Here is an 18,700-nt window from a genome sequence, read left to right on the forward strand (position 1 = left end):
GTCGCGATCTCCCGCGTCCCTGATTTCTTCGTCGAGAGATTGCTGCCACGGGGTGCGCGCTCCACCCATGGTTCATGTCGCCCGTCTCCGCCGTTCACCGAGCCGGTCGACCGATCAGGCATTCTTGATGCGGTCGCGAAGGTGAAGATCGCGAACCAGCTCTGTGCAGAGTTTGGGGTGAAGCTGGACGCCTATGTTGCATATGGTGATTCCATGTTCGACGCGCACCTCTTCGCCGCGGCGCCCGTTGCGGTGGCGGTGAATGCGGACCATCATCTGTCCGAGCTCGCCACCACGCCCACACGGGGAACAATCTGCGGGAGGCACACGAACTGGTGCGATTCCTGCCATAGTTCGCGGCATCGGGGAGCGGGGGTCAGGGACGGCCCGGAGATTCAGGGTTGATCGCGGCTACAGGCATGGGGCATTGCAGCCTAACGGGAAAGTGGGCAGGGATACCCGGACTTTCCGCTCTTTGTCCGTTGCGGCGGTACATGCTGGGATGCTCGATGACAGGTGTCGCGGGCAATGTCATCCCGTCCCACTCGTCCCGATTCCCGCGAAGGCAAAGGGTTAGTGTGGGCCGGCAACGGTCTTGAGGCAGAGCGGGGAATTGGGGCACGTTCCGGACCAGCGGAAGTGCGCAGACCGACCGAAAGATGTTCGAGGCGAGGCACACAATGGACGCTCCGACCACCACGTCGGCCGGCAATGGCACTTCGGGCGAGAACGGTGCCAACGGCGGCGGAGGCGGCTGGTTCACTCCTCGTAAGAGGGGTGCCACGGGCCGGTCCGCGCCGCATGCGGAGGGCGACCCGGCGGGCGAGGGCGGTGAAGGCCGGATAGCCCCGCCGAGCCGTCCTGTGGCCGCGATACGTCCTGTCGGCACCGGAGCCGAGCGAGCCTCCGCCATGCCGCAGCGCGGCGCCCCGGTCCCCTCGCAGCGGCCCGCACCCGAACCCCCCGCACCCGAGCCCCGCGTACCCCAGGCTCGCACGCCCTACCCGCAGGCGAACCCGCCGTCCGCCCCGCAGGCGCCCGCTGCCGAAGCCTTCGCGACCACGCCGCACGCGCCCGAGCCCCCGACGCCCCCTGCCGCGCCGGCGTATCCGCGGCAGAGCAGCGCGTCGCCCGACGCGATCCTCGTCCGGCGGACGATGGAAGAGATCGGCCCCGTCGCCGACAAGGTCACCTCCTACTTCTACGCCCTGCTCTTCGTCCGCCACCCCGATCTGCGCTCCCTCTTCCCCGCCGCGATGGACACCCAGCGGGACCGCCTCCTCAAGGCCCTGCTGACCGCCGCCGAGCACATGGACAACACCGCCGTGCTCGTCGGCTACCTCAAGAATCTGGGCCGCGGCCACCGCAAGTACGGCACACAGCCCGCCCATTACCCGGCCGTCGGCGAGGCCCTCATCGGGGCGCTCAGCCGCTACGCCACCACCACCTGGGACAGCGAGACCGAGGCCGCCTGGGTCCGTACGTACACGACGATCTCGCAGGTCATGATCGATGCGGCCGCGGAGAACGAGCTCCACGCGCCGGCGTGGTGGCACGCCGAGGTCGTCTCGCACGACCTCAGGACCTCGGACATCGCAGTCGTCACCGTCCGGCCCGACCAGCCGTACCCCTTCCTGGCCGGGCAGTACACGAGCCTGGAGACGCCGTGGTGGCCGCGGGTCTGGCGGCACTACTCCTTCGCGGGTGCCGCGCGCTCCGACGGGCTGTTGTCCTTCCATGTCAAGGCCGTCCCGGCGGGCTGGGTCTCGAACGCGCTGGTCCACCACGCCCGCCCCGGCGATGTGCTGCGCCTCGGTCCGCCCGCGGGGTCCATGACCGTCGACCACACCACCGACAACGGTCTGCTCTGTCTGGGCGGCGGGACGGGCATCGCGCCGATCAAGGCACTGGTCGAGGACGTCGCCGAGCACGGTGAGCGCCGGCCGGTGGAGGTCTTCTACGGTGCGCGCACCGACCACGACCTCTATGACATCGACACGATGCTGCGACTCCAGCAGAGCCACCCGTGGCTGCAGGTGCGACCGGTCGTCGACGGCAGGGCCCAGCTTCCCGACGCCGTGCGCGAGTACGGTCCGTGGAACGAGTACGACGCCTATCTGTCCGGCCCGATCGGGATGATCCGCAGCGGCGTGGACGCGCTCAGGGGCATCGGCATCCCGTTCGAGCGGATCCGTCACGACTCCCTCGAAGAGCTCGTCGCGGCCGCCGACTAGGATCAGGCGCCGCCCGCACACGGCCCGGGATCAGCCCAGATCGGGAGCGTGCATCGCACGCACGCCCTCGATGTTGCCGTCCAGGTAGTGCCGCAGCGACAGCGGTACGAGATGAACGGCGGCGATCCCGACGCGGCTGAAGGGCACCCGGACGATCTCGTACTGCCCGCAGGGCTCCTCAACCTCGGGGCCGTGGCGCCGTGTCTCGTCCAGCGACACCAGCCGGCAGACGAAGAAGTGCTGCACCTTCACGCCCGACACCCCGCCGTCCACGATGTGTTCGACGGTGTCGACGAAACAGGGCACCACATCGACGATCTTGGCGCCGAGCTCCTCGTCCACTTCACGATGGAGGGCTTCGACGACGGTCGCGTCCTCGGGCTCGACCCCGCCGCCCGGCGTCACCCAGTACGGATCCATGCCCGGCTTGGTGCGCTTGATCAGGACGAGGTCGTCCCCGTCGAGCAGAATGGCGCGTGCGGTGCGCTTGACCACTGGCCGTTCGGTCATGGCAAGAGAGTGGCCCACGACACCCGTTCTGAAACTCCCGTCCACCCAGCCGTTGCCTGACGTCACCTGTCGGCGCCCGACCGTCACCAGTCGACCGCAGCGCGCAGTAGCCCCTCGTGCGCCCGTGCGATGTGTGCGAGTGCGAGCGTCCCGGTGCGGACCACGAGGAAATACGTACGCAGCGGGGGTACGGGAGGATCGAGCAGGGCCACCAGTCGCCCGCTCTTCAGGTCGCTCTCGCACAGATAGCGCGGCAGGACCGCGAGCCCGGCGCCCGACGCGGCGGACTCCAGGACCGCGCGCAGATCCGGCGCGATGACGGTGCCGGCGGCAGCAGGCCGGCGGTCGAAGACGGCGGCCCAGTAGCGCGAGACGAACGGCAGCGACTCGTGGACCTCCACCACCGGCAGCTGCTCCAGCACGACGGAGCCCTTTCCTCGCAGCATGCCGGGACCCAGCCGTGCCGCCCACCGTGCCGAGGCGACCAGGACGTGCTCCTCGTCGCAGAGCGGAGTCGAGGTGAGCAGTCCGCCGCGCGGGCGGGCCGTCGCGATGGCCAGATCATGATGTCCGGCCGCGAGTCCTTCGAGGATTTCCTCGGCGTTGGCCACGAAGGATGTCCGTAACGCGAGGCCCTCCGAGATCAGTGGGGTGAGTGCCGGAATCGCACGTACGGACGTGAACTCAGGCGGCCCGGCGAGGTGCAGCGTACGGACGGCCGACTCGTCGTCCAGACCTGCCTCGGCGATCTCGATGAGGGCGTCCAGGTGCGGGGCGGCACGGTGGGCGAGCTCGTCGCCGGTGGTCGTGGGGGTGACGCCGCGCGCCTGGCGCAGGAAGAGCGGCCGCCCCAGCTGCCGCTCCAGGGTCCGGATCTGACTGGTCACCGCCGGCTGGGAGAGCCCGAGCAGTGCGGCGGCGCGGGTGAACGAACCGGCCCGGTGCACCGTGATGAATGTGCGCAACAAGGCCAAGTCCATTGCTCAACTATAAATAAGTCGATAGGTCGCTGTCGCTAGCGTGATTGGACACTGACGCACAGTCAACTAGCCTTGGTCGAGCGGTTCTCCGCGCGTGGAACCGCGGGGAACCGGGGCGGTCCGAGCCATGAGGGGGGAGGCTCGGACCGCCCTTTCGTGTCGTTCCTTCGTCCCGTCGTGCGCCCGTCCCGCGGTCCGCCGGTCCTCTGCGGTCCGCCGTCACGCAGCCGCGGCCGCCGCCTCCAGGGCGCGCAGCACATCCGCCACCAGATCCTCCGGGTCCTCCGCGCCGGCGGAGAAGCGGATGAAGCCTTCCGGTACGGCGTCGCCGCCCCACCGGCCCCGGCGCTCTGCGCTGGACCGGACGCTTCCGAAGCTCGTCGCATCGTCGACGAGGTGCAGCTCGGCCAGGAACCGCTCCGCGTGTGCGCGGTCGGGCAGCGTGAAGGAGACCACCGAGCCGAAGCGGCGCATCTGACCCGCGGCGACCTTGTGGGAGGGGTCGTCGGGCAGTCCCGGATAGCGCAGCCCGGTCACCTCGGCGCGCCCGGTGAGGGCCCGCGCGACGGCGAGCGCGTTCGCGCACTGGCGGTCGGAGCGCAGCTGCAGCGTGGCCAGCGAGCGGTGCGCGAGCCAGGCCTCCATCGGACCCGGGATCGCTCCGACGACCTTGCGCCAGTGCCGTACGCGAGCGGCGAGCGCGGCGTCCCGGCACACCACGTACCCGAGCAGCAGATCCCCGTGCCCCGTGAGCCCCTTGGTGCCACTGGCCACGGCGAAGTCCGCGCCCAGCTCCAGCGGTCGCTGGCCGAGTGGCGTCGCGAGCGTGTTGTCGACGGCGACGAGCGCCCCGCCGGCGTGCGCCGCGTCCACGAGCCGGCGCACGTCGCACACATCGAGCCCCGGGTTGGAGGGTGTCTCGATCCACAGCAGCTTCGCCCCGTCGAGCACGGCCAGCTGTGCGTCGCCGCCCGTCGGCGCGGTCCGTACTTCGACGCCGTACGCCTCCAGCTGCTCACGCACCAGCGGGAGCGCCTGGTAGCCGTCGTCGGGGAGTACGACGACATCACCGGCCCGTACCTGGGACAGCAGGACGGCGGAGACCGCGGCCATCCCGGAGGCGAAGACGACGGTCTCGGCGCCGGGCCCGGTGTTCCCCGTGCCGCCCTCGGGCTCCGAGGGAGCCTCCAGCTCCCCGATGGCCCGCTCCAGCAGCGTCCAGGTGGGGTTGTCGTCGCGCCCGTAGGTGTACGGACCCGTCGGCTCGCCCGGCAGATGGTAGTGCGCGGCGAAGACCGGCCCGGGGAGGGTCGGCTCGTACTTCCGAGCCTCGGGCAGTCCCGCCCGTACGGCCCTGGTTCCGTCACCCATGCTCATGCCGCTCGCTCCTCAACAGCCGTACGTACCGCGGCGAGCAGGCCCTCGCTCGCCGTCTCCACCATTTCCAGGCACTCCTCGAAGCCGTCCATGCCGCCGTAGTACGGGTCGGGCACATCGAGCTCGCCCCGGGCCGCGGCGGCTGGATCGTAGGAGCGCAGCAGCCGCACCTTCGCGGCGCCCGTCTCGGTCGGTGCGAGTCTGCGCAGCTCGCGCAGATGCCTTTCGTCCAAGGCGATCACCAGGTCCAGCCGGGCGAACCAGGAGGGGCGGAACTGACGTGCGACGTGCTCCGACCCGTAGCCGTTCGTCCTCAGGACGGAGACGGTGCGGTGGTCGGCACCGTCGCCCTCGTGCCAGCCTCCGGTGCCGGCGCTGTCGACCTCGACGAGGCCGCCGAGTCCGGCCTCCTCCAGACGGGCGCGGAAGACGGACTCGGCCATCGGCGACCGGCAGATGTTGCCGGTGCAGACAAAACAGACAGCGAACGGCATCGGACACTCAGCCCTTGTCGTCGGGGAGCACCATGTTCAGCGCCCACGACACGATCGAGATGATCAGACCGCCGAGCACCGCTGTCCAGAAGCCGTCGACGTGGAAGCCCAGGTCGAGCTTGTCGGCGAGCCAGGACGTCAGCAGCAGCATCAGGGCGTTGATCACCAGCGTGAACAGCCCGAGAGTGAGAACGAACAGCGGGAGCGTCAGCAGCTTGGCCACAGGCTTCACGAGGAAGTTCACCAGGCCGAAGAGCAGCGCGACGACCACGAGCGTCAGCGCCTTCTCGCCCGTGCTGTCCCCGGTGAGGGTTATGTCCTGGATCAGCCAGATTGCCACGCCCAGGGCGCCGGCATTCGCGATCGTCTTGACTAGGAAATTCTTCATGTGTCTGATCGTGGCAGACGTGATCGGACCAATGGCAGGGGCGGACGGACGATGAAGGCATTCCGACTGGACGAGCTCGAGGCGGAGCGCGCCGCGAACGAGGGGGCGTATCTGCAGTTTCTTCGCGAGCGGAACATGTCGGCCGGACTGTACGCGCTGAACGCGGGCGAGCTCGACCCCCAGCAGCCGCACGGGCAGGACGAGATCTACTTGGTGGTCAGCGGCCGCGCCTCGATCACGGTCGGGATGGAGACGACGCAGGTCGGGCGGGGCAGTGTGGTCTACGTGCCGGCCGGTGTGGCCCACAAGTTCCACCACATCACCGAGGATCTGCGCGTCTTGGTCGTCTTTTCTCCGCCCGAGAGCTGACCGGGCACCCAGGGCTTCCCTAGGGGACGGATCAGGGGAGTCCAAGGGCCGCGGAGGCTCCGCCGGCCCACGCCCACCCCTAGCATCGGAGCCAGGACAACTCACAGAAGCGAGGTTGGGACGATGGCCGTGCGGGAGATATTCGCGGGGATGCCCTGGTGGGTGAAGTGGGTTGCGGTGCCCTTGATCGCCATCGTCGTATTCGGCGGGCTTATCTCGACCGTGATCGGGATTGTCATCGGACTGCTCTTCAAGGTGCTCGTGTTCGTGGCGCTCGTCGGCGGACTCATCTACGTCGTACGGAAGTTCATGAACTCATCCTCGTCGTCGAGCGGTGACTGGTAGTACGTACGCACGTTAGCCCTCGCGAGGGAACGGCCACGACTAATCAAGGCGCCCGAACGGAGGCTGCCATTAGAGTGGCCAACGCCTGCCGCCCCCTGGAAATCAAGGGTCGACGAGCGCGATGAACAGCGGTTTGTAGGACTTCCTGGGTTATTTCTCGCGGCTTGAATCCAGGCAATCCTCTGACCGGCCTTCAGGAGCGCGGCAGGCGCGCGGGGGCGGCCCCCGCGGGCGGGCGCGCCGCCCGTCACCACGCCTGGGGGTGACCTTTGGCTACAGCCACGGCTCCTGCACCTGCTGCTCCACCCGCATCTGTCGTTCCACCCGCACCCGCTGCTCCACCTGCGCCTGCCTGCACACCCGCACCCACGCTGATCGGTTCGGTGCAGCGGGCGTTGAGACTGCTCGAGGCCGTGGGCTCCCACACCGCCGGAGCCCCGGCCAAGCAGCTCGCGCGCGAAGCGGGCCTCCCCCTGCCCACCGCGTACCACCTGCTGCGGACGCTGACCCACGAGGGCTACCTCCGGCGCGAGAACGGTGTGTTCGTCTTCGGCGAGGCAGCCGTACGGCTCGCGGCCGCCGGCGCGATGCAGAATCGTCGGAGCAGGATCGAGGACTCGCTGGCCCACTGGCGGGACGCGATCGGCGTGCCCGTCTACTTCGCCCTCTACCGGGAGGGGGAGATCGAACTCGCCGCCGTGGCAGACACCGCGTACGCACCCGCCGTGGACGAGTGGGCCGACTTCCGCGAAACCGGACACGCCCATGCGATCGGCCAGTGCCTGCTGAGCCAGCTCGACAAGAAATCCCGTGAGGACCACCTCGACCGCCATCCCGTGGAGGCGATCACGCCGTACACGGTCCGCGACCGGCGGGCGCTACTGGAGCGGCTCGGTTCCGTGGACCGTATGCAAACCGTCGTCGAGCGTCAGGAATATGCACTCGGCACGGTCTGCGCGGCTATTCCGATCACCGTGGGTTCTCTTGCTGCCACCATGGCGATTTCACTCCCCGCCCACCAGGAAGATCGATTGCTGCCCGCGGTCGAGCAACTGCGCAGCGGGATGGGAAGTCTGCTCAGCTCGTTCGCGTTCTCTATCAGTATCTGAAAAATCACTCCTTGTGATCTGCCGGTGGGTGCAGCACGATGGCCCGAGAGGGCCAAGGGGGATCATTCCTGGCCGTTTTCATCTACTGCGGGGTACATGATGCGCGAGTCGGTTCAGGCCGAGGTCCTGATGAGCTTCCTCGTTTCCGAGGAGCTCTCGTTCCGGATCCCGGTGGAACTCCGATATGAGACGGGAGATCCATACGCGGTTCGGATGACCTTTCACCTGCCCGGCGACGCACCCGTGACCTGGGCCTTCGGTCGAGAGCTGCTCATCGACGGCATCAACGGGCCCAGTGGTGACGGCGACGTGCACATCGCGCCGACCGAGCCCGAAGGGCTCTCCGATGTGTCGATCCGGCTCCAGGTCGGTGCCGACCGCGCGATGTTCCGGGTGAGCGCCGCGCCGCTGGTGGCCTTCCTCGACCGTACGGACAAGCTGGTTCCGCTGGGGCAGGAGCGCACGCTCGGTGACTTCGAGGACCATCTGGAGGCGGCGCTCGGGCGCATCCTCGCAGAGGCCGGCTGAGTCACCTCTTGCGGCGACGGCCCCTCCCGCCGCGAACCACGGCCCCGCCGATACCGGCACCGGCACCCGCAGCGGCCCCCGGCCGGTCGGCGGAGACGACCAGTGCCGCCAGCGCGGTGGTCACCGGCACCGATGCGACCAGACCGATCGAGCCGATCAGCGTCCGTACGATCTCCTCCGCCACCAGTTCGCTGGTGGCCACCGTCCCCACGCCCGACTGTGCGATCGAGAACAGCAGGAGCAGGGGCAACGACGCGCCCGCGTAAGCGAGTACGAGCGTGTTGACGACCGAGGCGATGTGGTCGCGCCCGATCCGGATGGCGGCCCGGTACAGACCGCGCGGGCCCAGCGTCGGATCCGCCTGGTGCAGCTCCCAGACCGCCGATGTCTGGGTCACCGTCACATCGTCGAGCACACCGAGCGAACCGATGATCACGCCCGCCAGCAGCAGGCCGGACATGTCGATGTTCGGGTAGAGGCCGTGGATCAGGCCGGTGTTGTCGTCCGTGTTCCCGCTCAGCGCCGCCCAGCCGATGAAGAGCGAGCCGAGCAGTCCGATCAGCAGCAGCGAGATGAGCGTGCCGAGCACCGCGACCGAGGTGCGCGCGGACAGGCCATGGCACATGTAGAGCGCGATCAGCATGATCGCACTCGCCCCGACCACCGCGACGACCAGCGGATTCGAGCCCTGCAGGATCGCGGGCAGAATGAACAGCGTCAGTACGGCGAAGCTGATCGCGAGCGCGATCAGGGCAGCCACCCCGCGCAGTCGTCCGACCACGACGACCACGAGCGCGAAGATCCCGGCCAGCACCACCATCGGGACGTGCCGGTCCACATCGGCGACCGAGTACTGGAGGTCTTGCGGGGCGTCCGGCGCGTACGCCACGACCACGCCCTGCCCCTGGTGCAGTTGCCGAGTGGCGTCCGGCTGTACGACCTCGACGAACGTACGGCCCTTGTTCTCACCGGTCGTCACCTCGACCGTCGCTCTCGCGCACGTTCCTTGCTGCGAGTTGACCGCTTCGCGTCCCTCGGGGGTCGAGGTGTCGCCGGTCGGCGGCACCTGGGCGGCGTTCACGTCCTTGCAGTCGACCTGCTCGACCTTCACCACCCGCCCCTCCTCGGTCTGCCGGTCGAAGCCGACCCCGGTGCGCTCGTGGCCCGGGATCCCGCCCGGCCAGAGCACGACGAGACCCACCAGAACGGCGGTGGCGAAAGGAATCAGCACCGCGGCGATGACCCGTCTCAGATGCCGCGAAACGGGCTCGGCAGGCCCGTGGCTGTGCGTGTGGCCGTGGGCGTGAACGGCCTCCTTGCCGTCGGCGGGGCCGTGAGGTTCGGGCGTCTGCTGCGAGGAAGTCACCGACCGATCATCGCAAGAAGAAAGAGGCCCACTGTTCAGCACGCCAGATCTGGCGCTAGCGTGGTGACACCTTTGCACACGCGGGAGCTCGGAGCACCGGGCTGAGAGGGCGCTGACCTCCGTACATCCGTACGGGACAGCTGTGCCGACCGCCGAACCTGTTACCGGGTAATGCCGGCGTAGGGAGTAGGTCACGATGACCATTGAGGACACACGCACGCCTGCCTCCAGCTCGGACGAGGGGGAGAACGAGAGCGGGAAGTCCATCGGCTGGCACAAGGGATACGTCGAGGGCCCCCGCCCCGACATCCGGGTGCCGGTCCGCCAGGTGCACCTCACCAACGGCAAGGACGTGACCCTGTACGACACGTCCGGGCCGTACACCGACCCCCATGTCGAGACCGACGTCCGCCGCGGACTGCCGCCGCTGCGGGAGAACTGGATCATCGGCCGCGGCGACACCGAGGAGTACGCGGGCCGGCCCGTCCGCCCCGAGGACGACGGGATCAAGCACACCTCGCCGCGCGGGGGGCTCCGCAACCTCGACGCGGTCTTCCCCGGCCGTCCACGCCAGCCCCGCCGGGGCCGCGGGGGCCAGGCGGTGACGCAGCTCGCGTACGCACGCCGGGGCGAGATCACGCCGGAGATGGAGTACGTCGCGATCCGCGAGAACGTCTCCCCCGAGGTCGTCCGCGAGGAGATCGCCGCCGGGCGCGCGGTCCTGCCGGCGAACGTCAACCACCCGGAGATCGAGCCGATGATCATCGGCAAGCGGTTCCTGGTGAAGGTCAACGCCAACATCGGCAACTCCGCGGTGACCTCCTCCATCGAGGAGGAGGTGGAGAAGATGACCTGGGCGACCCGCTGGGGCGCGGACACGGTCATGGACCTCTCCACCGGCCGCAACATCCACACGACCCGCGAGTGGGTGCTGCGCAACTCCCCCGTGCCCATCGGCACGGTCCCGCTCTACCAGGCGCTGGAGAAGGTCGACGGCCGCGCCGAGGAGCTGACCTGGGACATCTACAAGGACACCGTCATCGAGCAGGCCGAGCAGGGCGTCGACTACATGACGGTCCATGCGGGCGTGCTGCTGCGGTACGTGCCCCTCACCGCGCGCCGCAAGACGGGCATCGTCTCGCGCGGCGGCTCGATCATGGCGGCCTGGTGCCTCGCGCACCACAAGGAGTCGTTCCTGTACGAGAACTTCGAGGAGCTCTGCGAGATCCTCGCGGCGTACGACGTCACCTACTCCCTCGGCGACGGCCTGCGGCCCGGGTCGATCGCGGACGCCAACGACGAGGCGCAGTTCGCCGAGTTGAAGACCCTCGGGGAACTCAACACGATCGCCAAGCGTCATCACGTACAGACGATGATCGAGGGCCCGGGACACGTCCCGATGCACAAGATCAAGGAGAACATCGACCTCCAGCAGGAGATCTGTGAAGAGGCGCCCTTCTACACGCTGGGCCCCCTGACGACCGATGTGGCGCCCGCGTACGACCACATCACCTCCGGAATCGGTGCGGCCATGATCGCCTGGTGGGGTACGGCGATGCTCTGCTACGTCACGCCCAAGGAGCACCTGGGCCTGCCGAACCGGGATGACGTCAAGACCGGCGTCATCACCTACAAGATCGCCGCACATGCGGCCGATCTCGCCAAGGGACACCCGGGCGCGCAGGAGTGGGACGACGCCCTCTCCGACGCGCGCTTCGAGTTCCGCTGGGAGGACCAGTTCAATCTGGCCCTGGACCCGGACACGGCACGGGAGTTCCACGACGAGACGCTGCCTGCCGAGCCGGCGAAGACCGCGCATTTCTGCTCGATGTGCGGGCCGAAGTTCTGCTCGATGAAGATCTCCCAGGACATCCGGCGCGAGCACGGCGGCGACCTGAAGTCGCAGGAGATCGAGGCGGGCATGGCGGAGAAGTCCGCCGAGTTCGCCGCGGCCGGCAACCGCGTGTACCTGCCGATCGCGGACTGAGCGTCCGCCGGTCCTTCCGTGTGCGCGGTGGAGGCCCCGTCCTGGCCTCCACCGCTCATCGGGTGGTGCCCTTCTTCAGGACGCAGAGCTCTCCGGCGTCGGGATCGCCGATGTAGGTCCACAGCACGGGGACTGCGGCCGAGCCCCTCGCCTCGTACTGGGTCCACACGTCACCGGGGCCGAACTCGGCGCGGACTTCCGTGGTGTTCTCACCGGGGAAATCCGACTCGGTACTCTCCCAGGTGCCCGTACCGGTCTTGACCGAGGCCAGGTCGAATCCGGCGCCGGCCCCGGTGGCGGCGTCGGAGTAGTCGCCGCACACGTCCGCGGCGGCGAAGGTTCCGTCTGCGGCGAGGACGAGTCGGCCACCCTGCTCGTCCTGCCAGGTGCCCACGATGTCGCTCCGCGCCAGAACGAGCGGATCACCGTCCGGTACGGGGACCGTGATGCGGCTGAGGCCCACCAGGACGACCAGCGCCACAGGGGCGGCGAGGGCGAGGGCGAGTGCCGGCAGCGCGGCCAGTCCCGCGCCCAACGCCACGAGGATGCCGACGGCGGCGACCAGGCGGTGGTTCGGCTTCCGGGGCGGGGGTGGCCACGTCCGGTGGGGAAATCTCCGGGGTCCCTCGGTACCGTGCATCCGCCACCCTTGCCGGCTGCGGACCGGGCTGTTCCCGCCCGGCCGCGCCATCATGCCCTCTTCCACGGCTGCGCCTTGTCGCGGGTTGCCCAAGTGGCGGCCGACGGCTGGTTTGTGATGAGGCGTCCCTTTCCTGTCGTGATCGCACGAGTCCTTCGGCCTCGGAACGGACACGGTTGAGTGGCAGGACGATGAACGTTCTCCCAGCTGTCAGGCAGCGCTTGACCGGGTCTTTATGTGTGCCTTACGTTCCGCCTTGCTTGGCCGAAAATCAATGCGTCCCTGACAAAGGGAATGAAAGGAACCGAAGTGAGCTGGTACCTGGCTGTGCTCAAGAACTACGCCGGATTCGGCGGTCGTGCACGCCGCAAGGAGTACTGGATGTTCGTACTCTTCAACATCATCTTCGCCGCGGTGCTGGCCGGCATAGGCGTCGCCATCGAGTCGCAGATCCCCTACGCGATCTACATGCTCGCGACGCTGATTCCGTCTCTCGCCGCCGCGGTGCGCCGGCTGCACGACACCGGCCGCTCGGGCTGGTGGCTGCTCATCTCCTTCGTTCCCCTGGTCGGCGGCATCATCCTGCTCGTCTTCCTGGCGTCCGACAGCAAGCCGGAGGAGAACCAGTACGGCGTGAACCCGAAGCTCGCTCCCGCCGCGGCGTGAGTCGACGATCCGTCAGGATCGGGTCATGGGCCGGGTGCAGCCGTCGGAGCTGCCCCGGCCTTTGCCGTGCCCGGCGGGCCGCCCCGGCGGTGCCCTCAGTACTGCCGCGCGCGGTACAGGTCCCGTAGCAACGCGATCTCGGCTCCGTGGTGCAGGAGTTCCTGATTCACCCACCAGACGGTCTCGATGAACGGGTCCTCCGGGACGCTGCCATAGGGGCACGTACTGTGGCCCACCGTGTCGAGCGCCGCATCGTCCGCGCCGAGCAGGGCTTCCCGCCATGCCGTGGCGCCCGCGTCGAAGAGTGCGACGGCTCCCGCGGCGTCCCCTCTGACACGATGGTCGTCCCGGGTCAGGGTGTGTGGTCCGCGCGAATGAGCGGGCCCGTCATGCGGTCCGCGAGGTGCCTGCGGGCAAAATCGAACTGCTCGAGCAAAAGGGATCAGGCGCGGTGGCGCCGTCATTCGGCGCTCCTGTGGTGAGGTGTAAGGCCTAGGGGCCGGGGGATCCGATCTGCCGAGCCGCACCCTGGCACAGTCACTTCGAGGCCGTGCTCCATTTCCGGAAGGAGCGACCCCGGGTCCGCCTACTCGGGTTCCGGCTATTCGGGCCGGTGCTCCGGAGGGCCGAAGTCCGGGCTGGTGAAGTCCGGGCTCGTGAACGCCGGACGGGAGTTCTCCGACGATCCCTCGTTCGGGCTGGAGAAGTCGGGCCCGCTGTAGCCGACCTTCGGGATCCGGTTCACCCGGCGCGGTGAAGCGGGCGATGCCGGGTCGGCGCTGGGGTCGGCGAGGGCGGCGCGCAGGAACGGGATGATTCCACGCTCCAGCAGGGCGTGCCTCCAGGCCTCCCTGGCACGTGCCACCTCGTCGGGCAGTTCGCCCCCCGCCTCCTCGGCGGGCACCTCGGTCGCGCTGTTCCGCAGAGCCGTGATCAGCAGTCCGATGGCGGCGGCCAGGAGGCCCGCCGCAGCGAGTGCCCCGAAGAACCAGCCGGCCGTCAGCAGGGTCTCCGCGAAAGAGGGCTCCGGGCTGAGCGCCTTCAGGACATAGCCCACGAGAAGGAAGATCACCGCGGCGGTGCCCGCAAGGACCGGCGCCAGGACGGTCAGCACGGCACCGAAGCCGGCCCCGGCGCCCGGCTCGGCCGCTTCACCGAGCGCGGGGCCCAGCACCGAGCTCCGGACGGGCGTTGTGGACGGCGAGCGCATTTCGTCGCGGACCTTCACGAAGTGCTCGTACTCCGCGGACGCGGCGCTGGTTATCAGTGCGGTGGCGTTGAGCGCCATCGTGCGTAGCTGTTCGGCGTTGAGCCGCTTTCCGACGGCGTCGAGATCCGGACGGTCGTGTGCGTTGCGCAGCACGTCGTCGAGGAGGCGCTCGTATTCGGCGCGGTCCTCGGTCAGCAGGTGCGGAGCGCTGTTCATGTGCATCCCCCGATGCTCCGTAGGGCCGGATTGCCCGCGTGGGTGGGCAGTTGGGCAGAAACGGAGGAGAGCCTGCTACGGATAAGCCGATGGTAGAGCGGTTACGGCACGGGGTGACAGGGGGTTTCCGGAAATCGCCTTCCCCGGATTGGCTCAGCCATGCAGAGGGAGCTGCACCACCAGCAGCTTTCCGGCCATGGTCACTCCGCCGTCCATCGCGATGGCGAGTCCGTCCGCGTACACATGCGGGCCTTCGACCACCGGGCGCGAGCCCCCTTCGCCGTCCGCCGCGTCCTCGGTGCCGACCTCGCCGAGCAGATAGGGAATCGGGCTGTGGCCGTGGACGACGCGCTGTCCGCCGTACGCGGCGAGCAGCTCGCGCACGGCCTGCGGTCCTTCGTCGTCGCGGAAGGCGAAGCGTTTGGTGAATTTGCGGAAGAGGTCCCAGCACTCGTCGGCGTCGTTGCGGTTCAGGATCTCGTGGACGTTGTCGTTGACGTCCTCGATCGTGGTGCCGTACTCGAGGTAGGCGGTCGTGTCGGAGTGCATCAGCAGATGCCCGTCCTCCTCGACCACCGCGTCCAGCCGGGCCATCCACTGGAGGTGGACGTCCTGGAGGCGGTCCATGTCGTTCTTCTGGCCGCCGTTGAGAAGCCAGGCGGCCTGGAAGGTGGCGGTCCCGGCGCCGGAGTTGACGGGCGTGTCGCCGAAGCGCTTCGCACCGATGAGCAGGAGTTCGTGATTGCCCATCAGGGCCTTGCAGTAGCCACCCGCGGCCGCGGCCTCCGCGGAGAGCCGCATGACGAGGTCGATGACTCCGATGCCGTCGGGGCCGCGGTCGGTGAAGTCGCCGAGGAACCAGAGCCGGGTGTTGCCCGCCGACCAGTGGCCCTCGGCGTCGATCAGGCCCTTCTCGGAGAGCGCGGCGACGAGCTCGTCGAGATATCCGTGGACGTCGCCGACGACATAGAGCGGCCCGAGGCCGTCCGGGACGGCGGCCTGTGTCTCGTCCGGCGCGACGGTCACCTGGACGGTGTCCCCTCGGCGGTTGATCACCGGCAGGTCGCGCTCGGTGGGGGTGTAGCCCTCCGGCGGCTCGTCCTCCGGGAAGGCGTTGCCGGGGTGGTCGAGCACGTGCTCGTGCGACGGCGCCTGCGACTGCACAGGGACCTGTGCGTACGGGGGCACGCGGAAGTCACGCAACGTCGCCGTCCGCACCACGGGTCCCTGACCGGCCCCCTGTGTCATCGACCCCTCCACCACCGTCGCGCCGCCGCACACCGTCGGACCGGCCTGGTCCGGGAGGCCCGCGGTGTCGTGCGCCCATCATAGGAATGCGGATCGTGCTCTGTGATGCACCAGGGGTGCTGAATCCGGGTACACCCCCGGTTCGCCGACCGTTTCACCCCAATTGGGTTGGTCTAGTCCTGGGAGGGGGACCGGGGGTGGCTCACCGTTGTCCGCGGGGGGCGGCGCTGTGAGGACGCACGGACGATGAGTTCCGTCGGTATCACCTGCTCGATCGGCCGGCCTCCGTCGACGCCCTCGATCGCGTCGATCAGCAGCTGCACGACGGCGGTGCCGATCCTCCGGGGCTTGAGCGAGAGGGTGGTGACGGGCGGATCGGTGTTGGCGTACAGCGTGGACTCGCTGCAGCAGACCAGCAGGAGATCGTCGGGGATGCGCAGTCCGTACCGCCGGGCCGCGGCGAGCAGGTCCGTGCCGTTGGGGTCGAAGAGTCCGTAGACGGCGTCGGGGCGGTCGGGGCGGGCGAGCAGCCGGTCGGCGGCGACGGCTCCCGCGCGCGGGTCGTGCGCGGGGTAGGCCTCGTAGACCGGGTCCTGGCCGACCCGCTCGCACCAGCTCAGGTACGCGGTGGTCGAGAGCCGGGTGTAGGTGTCGGTGGAGGTGCCGGTGAGCAGGCCGATCCGGCGGGCGCCGGCGTCGGCGAGATGGTCGAGCAGCTCGAGTACGGCGGCTTCGTGGTCGTTGTCGACCCAGGCGGTCACCGGGAGGCTGCCGGCGGGGCGTCCGTCGGAGACGACGGGCAGGCCCTGACGGACCAGCTCGGTGACGACCGGGTCGTGGTCGGAGGGGTCGATGACGACGGTGCCGTCGAGGGCGACGTTCGACCAGACGTCGTGGCGTGAGGTGGCGGGGAGGATGACGAGGGCGTAGCCGCGGGCGAGCGCGGCGGAGGTCGCGGCTCTCGCCATCTCCGCGAAGTACGCGAATTCGGTGAAGGTGAAAGGTTCATCCCCGTACGTGGTCACGGTCAGGCCGATGAGTCCCGACTTGCCCGTACGGAGTGTCCGGGCCGCGGCCGACGGTCGGTAGCCCAGCCGGTCCGCCACCTCGCGGACGTGGCGGCGCGTGGCGTCGGGCAGTCTGCCCTTGCCGTTGAGGGCGTCGGAGACGGTCGTGATGGAGACACCGGCAGCGGCGGCCACGTCCCGGATGCCCGCCCGACCTTGCCGGTTGCCCCGGCGGGTTGTTTCCGTCCGGCTTACCTGGTGCTTCCCTGCTGCTGTCATGGCGAGCCGATAGTAGGGCGATGTCGGGCGGTTGGGCCGGTCGCATATGCAGGCGTTGACAGGCACGTTTCTGCATGGCCTGTACTGGCTAATTGCCTTAGAAATAAAGGGAGTTGGGCCGTCCGGCACTCTTCTCACGGTTGTCGACCGGCATAGACCTGCCGAGGGTCCGAGGTCTCGAAGAGGTCTCAACTCACTAGTACGGGCGATGCGCGCCACGGAGTGAGCCACCGGCGCACGCGTGGCGGGGGAGCGCTCCCCCTGTTCCGGGATCGGTTCTCCGTATCTGCCGCCGCCCATTCGCAGCGGGCGGGAATCCTCATAAGGTGAGCAGTATTGGTGAGCCTGTACGACGGTCTAGGAGGACCTGCGGTGAGCGAGACGAGCCCGAAGCTGCGCGCCGAGCTGGACGGCATTCCCACCTACAAGCCGGGCAAGCCTGCCGCGGCCGGTGACGAGGGGCCGACCGCCTTCAAGCTGTCCTCCAACGAGAACCCGTATCCGCCCCTGCCCGGGGTGATGGAGACCGTGATCGCCGCGGCGGCTGGCTTCAACCGCTACCCGGACATGGCCTGCACCGGACTGATGAACGAGCTCTCCGACCGGTTCGGGGTGCCCGTCTCGCATCTGGCGACCGGTACCGGCTCGGTGGGCGTCGCCCAGCAGTTGCTCCAGGCCACGTCGGGCCCGGGCGACGAGGTCATCTACGCCTGGCGGTCCTTCGAGGCGTACCCGATCATCACGCAGATCAGCGGAGCCACGCCGGTTCCGGTGCCGCTGACCTCGGGCGATGTGCACGATCTGGACGCGATGGCGGAGGCCGTCACGGACCGGACCCGGCTGATCTTCGTCTGCAACCCGAACAATCCCACCGGCACGGTGGTGCACCGCGCCGAGCTGGAACGGTTCCTCGACCGCGTGCCCTCCGATGTGCTGGTGGTGCTGGACGAGGCGTACCGCGAGTTCATCCGGGACACCGACGTCCCCGACGGCATCGAGATCTACCGGGAGCGGCCGAACGTCGCCGTGCTCCGGACCTTCTCCAAGGCCTACGGCCTGGCCGGCCTGCGGGTCGGCTTCGCCATCGCCCATGAGCCGGTGGCGGCGGCGCTGCGCAAGACGGCCGTGCCCTTCGGCGTGAGCCAGCTCGCCCAGGACGCGGCGGTCGCGTCGCTGCAGGCCGAGGACGAGCTGCTCGGGCGGGTCGGTTCGCTGGTGGCCGAGCGGACGCGGGTGTACGACGGGCTGGTGAAGCAGGGCTGGACCGTGCCGCCGACCCAGGCGAACTTCGTCTGGCTGCGGCTGGGCGAGCGTACGGCCGACTTCGCGGCGGCGTGCGAGCGGGCCGGGGTCGTCGTGCGGCCGTTCGCGGGCGAGGGCGTGCGGGTCACGATCGGCGAGTGCGAGGCGAACGACGTGTTCCTGAACACGGCGGAGGCGTTCCGCAAGGAGCTGTAGTCGGCGCTCTCCCGGGGTGTGTGCGCATTCCGGGAGCCCTCCTGCCAGGTGTGCTGTGTCCCCGCGGCCTTGCCCGCGGGGACTCTCATTTGTGGTCGTTCGCGTGGTCGACGGGGATCAGGTCGATGCGGATCGGGCGGCCCGGGCCGCACCGTCGCCGGCACGCCCGGGTCGCTGTCGATCTGGCCCAGGATGTTGTACGGGCTCGTGGCGGGGCTCTTCGCCTCAGGTGTGCGGGGTGGACGAGATCGGGAGAGCCCTCGCGAGCGCCTCGGCCGTTTCCCCGAGG

The 18,700-nt window shown here is 69.1% G+C and carries 19 protein-coding genes; 8 read left to right on the forward strand and 11 right to left on the reverse strand.

Annotated elements, in window-relative coordinates:
* Positions 1-659 precede the first annotated feature (659 nt).
* On the forward strand, positions 660-2,234 hold the full coding sequence (locus ABT078_RS22930) for a globin domain-containing protein (RefSeq protein WP_502981277.1): 1,575 nt from the start codon (positions 660-662) through the stop codon (positions 2,232-2,234).
* 30 nt (positions 2,235-2,264) lie between these two features.
* On the opposite strand, the gene ABT078_RS22935 is transcribed toward ABT078_RS22930, so the two are convergent.
* From ABT078_RS22935 to ABT078_RS22955, 5 genes are all read right to left on the reverse strand, one after another.
* Positions 2,265-2,744 (reverse strand): NUDIX domain-containing protein, encoded by a 480-nt coding sequence (locus ABT078_RS22935; protein WP_351230588.1) that lies wholly within the window; start codon positions 2,742-2,744, stop codon positions 2,265-2,267.
* An 83-nt stretch (positions 2,745-2,827) separates the two neighbouring features.
* Positions 2,828-3,724 (reverse strand): LysR family transcriptional regulator, encoded by an 897-nt coding sequence (locus ABT078_RS22940; RefSeq protein WP_351230590.1) that lies wholly within the window; start codon positions 3,722-3,724, stop codon positions 2,828-2,830.
* Positions 3,725-3,943: 219 nt separating this feature from the next.
* Positions 3,944-5,101: a cystathionine gamma-lyase gene (locus ABT078_RS22945; RefSeq protein WP_351230592.1), complete on the reverse strand. Its 1,158-nt coding sequence runs from the start codon at positions 5,099-5,101 to the stop codon at positions 3,944-3,946.
* On the reverse strand, positions 5,098-5,595 hold the full coding sequence (locus tag ABT078_RS22950; RefSeq protein ID WP_351230594.1) for a low molecular weight protein-tyrosine-phosphatase: 498 nt from the start codon (positions 5,593-5,595) through the stop codon (positions 5,098-5,100). Before ABT078_RS22950 ends, ABT078_RS22945 begins: the two co-directional genes overlap by 4 nt.
* A gap of 7 nt (positions 5,596-5,602) precedes the next feature.
* Positions 5,603-5,983: a phage holin family protein gene (locus tag ABT078_RS22955; protein ID WP_351230596.1), complete on the reverse strand. Its 381-nt coding sequence runs from the start codon at positions 5,981-5,983 to the stop codon at positions 5,603-5,605.
* A 51-nt stretch (positions 5,984-6,034) separates the two neighbouring features.
* On the opposite strand from ABT078_RS22955, the gene ABT078_RS22960 reads away from it, so the two are divergent.
* The 4 genes from ABT078_RS22960 (at position 6,035) to ABT078_RS22975 (ending at position 8,334) form a co-directional block, all read left to right on the forward strand.
* Positions 6,035-6,352: a cupin domain-containing protein gene (locus tag ABT078_RS22960; RefSeq protein ID WP_351230598.1), complete on the forward strand. Its 318-nt coding sequence runs from the start codon at positions 6,035-6,037 to the stop codon at positions 6,350-6,352.
* 129 nt (positions 6,353-6,481) lie between these two features.
* Positions 6,482-6,697: a DUF5326 family protein gene (locus ABT078_RS22965; RefSeq protein WP_351230600.1), complete on the forward strand. Its 216-nt coding sequence runs from the start codon at positions 6,482-6,484 to the stop codon at positions 6,695-6,697.
* A gap of 371 nt (positions 6,698-7,068) precedes the next feature.
* Complete coding sequence (locus tag ABT078_RS22970) at positions 7,069-7,806, forward strand: IclR family transcriptional regulator (RefSeq protein ID WP_351230710.1); 738 nt, start codon at positions 7,069-7,071, stop codon at positions 7,804-7,806.
* A 99-nt stretch (positions 7,807-7,905) separates the two neighbouring features.
* Positions 7,906-8,334: an SsgA family sporulation/cell division regulator gene (locus tag ABT078_RS22975; RefSeq protein ID WP_351230712.1), complete on the forward strand. Its 429-nt coding sequence runs from the start codon at positions 7,906-7,908 to the stop codon at positions 8,332-8,334.
* A 1-nt stretch (position 8,335) separates the two neighbouring features.
* Here ABT078_RS22975 and ABT078_RS22980 read toward each other — a convergent pair whose 3' ends face one another.
* Positions 8,336-9,700 carry a YibE/F family protein gene (locus ABT078_RS22980; protein WP_351230602.1) on the reverse strand — a complete coding sequence of 455 codons (1,365 nt, stop codon included), beginning with the start codon at positions 9,698-9,700 and terminating at the stop codon, positions 8,336-8,338.
* A 196-nt stretch (positions 9,701-9,896) separates the two neighbouring features.
* Between ABT078_RS22980 and thiC the strand changes: the two genes are divergently transcribed.
* Complete coding sequence (gene thiC, locus ABT078_RS22985) at positions 9,897-11,687, forward strand: phosphomethylpyrimidine synthase ThiC (RefSeq protein ID WP_351230604.1); 1,791 nt, start codon at positions 9,897-9,899, stop codon at positions 11,685-11,687.
* A gap of 55 nt (positions 11,688-11,742) precedes the next feature.
* On the opposite strand, the gene ABT078_RS22990 is transcribed toward thiC, so the two are convergent.
* Entirely contained in the window at positions 11,743-12,222 is a 480-nt protein-coding gene (locus ABT078_RS22990) for a hypothetical protein (protein WP_351230606.1), read from the reverse strand.
* A gap of 414 nt (positions 12,223-12,636) precedes the next feature.
* On the opposite strand from ABT078_RS22990, the gene ABT078_RS22995 reads away from it, so the two are divergent.
* The gene (locus ABT078_RS22995) at positions 12,637-12,993 is read left to right on the forward strand and encodes a DUF805 domain-containing protein (protein ID WP_351230608.1); all 357 of its coding nucleotides are present in this window, start codon (positions 12,637-12,639) and stop codon (positions 12,991-12,993) included.
* A 95-nt stretch (positions 12,994-13,088) separates the two neighbouring features.
* On the opposite strand, the gene ABT078_RS42745 is transcribed toward ABT078_RS22995, so the two are convergent.
* The 4 genes from ABT078_RS42745 to ABT078_RS23015 form a co-directional block, all read right to left on the reverse strand.
* A complete protein-coding gene (locus tag ABT078_RS42745; RefSeq protein WP_502981281.1) occupies positions 13,089-13,598 on the reverse strand; it encodes a DinB family protein in 510 nt (169 codons plus the stop codon).
* Positions 13,595-14,425, reverse strand: a complete 831-nt coding sequence (locus ABT078_RS23005) for a hypothetical protein (RefSeq protein ID WP_351230610.1) — start codon at positions 14,423-14,425, stop codon at positions 13,595-13,597. Before ABT078_RS23005 ends, ABT078_RS42745 begins: the two co-directional genes overlap by 4 nt.
* A 147-nt stretch (positions 14,426-14,572) precedes the next feature.
* Positions 14,573-15,682, reverse strand: coding sequence for a metallophosphoesterase (locus ABT078_RS23010; RefSeq protein WP_502981278.1), 1,110 nt, complete (start codon positions 15,680-15,682; stop codon positions 14,573-14,575).
* Between the two features lie 158 nt (positions 15,683-15,840).
* Positions 15,841-16,953 carry a LacI family DNA-binding transcriptional regulator gene (locus ABT078_RS23015; RefSeq protein ID WP_351230614.1) on the reverse strand — a complete coding sequence of 371 codons (1,113 nt, stop codon included), beginning with the start codon at positions 16,951-16,953 and terminating at the stop codon, positions 15,841-15,843.
* 372 nt (positions 16,954-17,325) lie between these two features.
* On the opposite strand from ABT078_RS23015, the gene hisC reads away from it, so the two are divergent.
* The gene (hisC, locus tag ABT078_RS23020; RefSeq protein WP_351230616.1) at positions 17,326-18,411 is read left to right on the forward strand and encodes a histidinol-phosphate transaminase; all 1,086 of its coding nucleotides are present in this window, start codon (positions 17,326-17,328) and stop codon (positions 18,409-18,411) included.
* The last annotated feature ends 289 nt before the right edge of the window (positions 18,412-18,700 follow it).

It is taken from the genome of Streptomyces sp. NPDC002133 (assembly GCF_040296405.1).
In the GTDB taxonomy this organism is placed as follows: Bacteria; Actinomycetota; Actinomycetes; order Streptomycetales; family Streptomycetaceae; genus Streptomyces.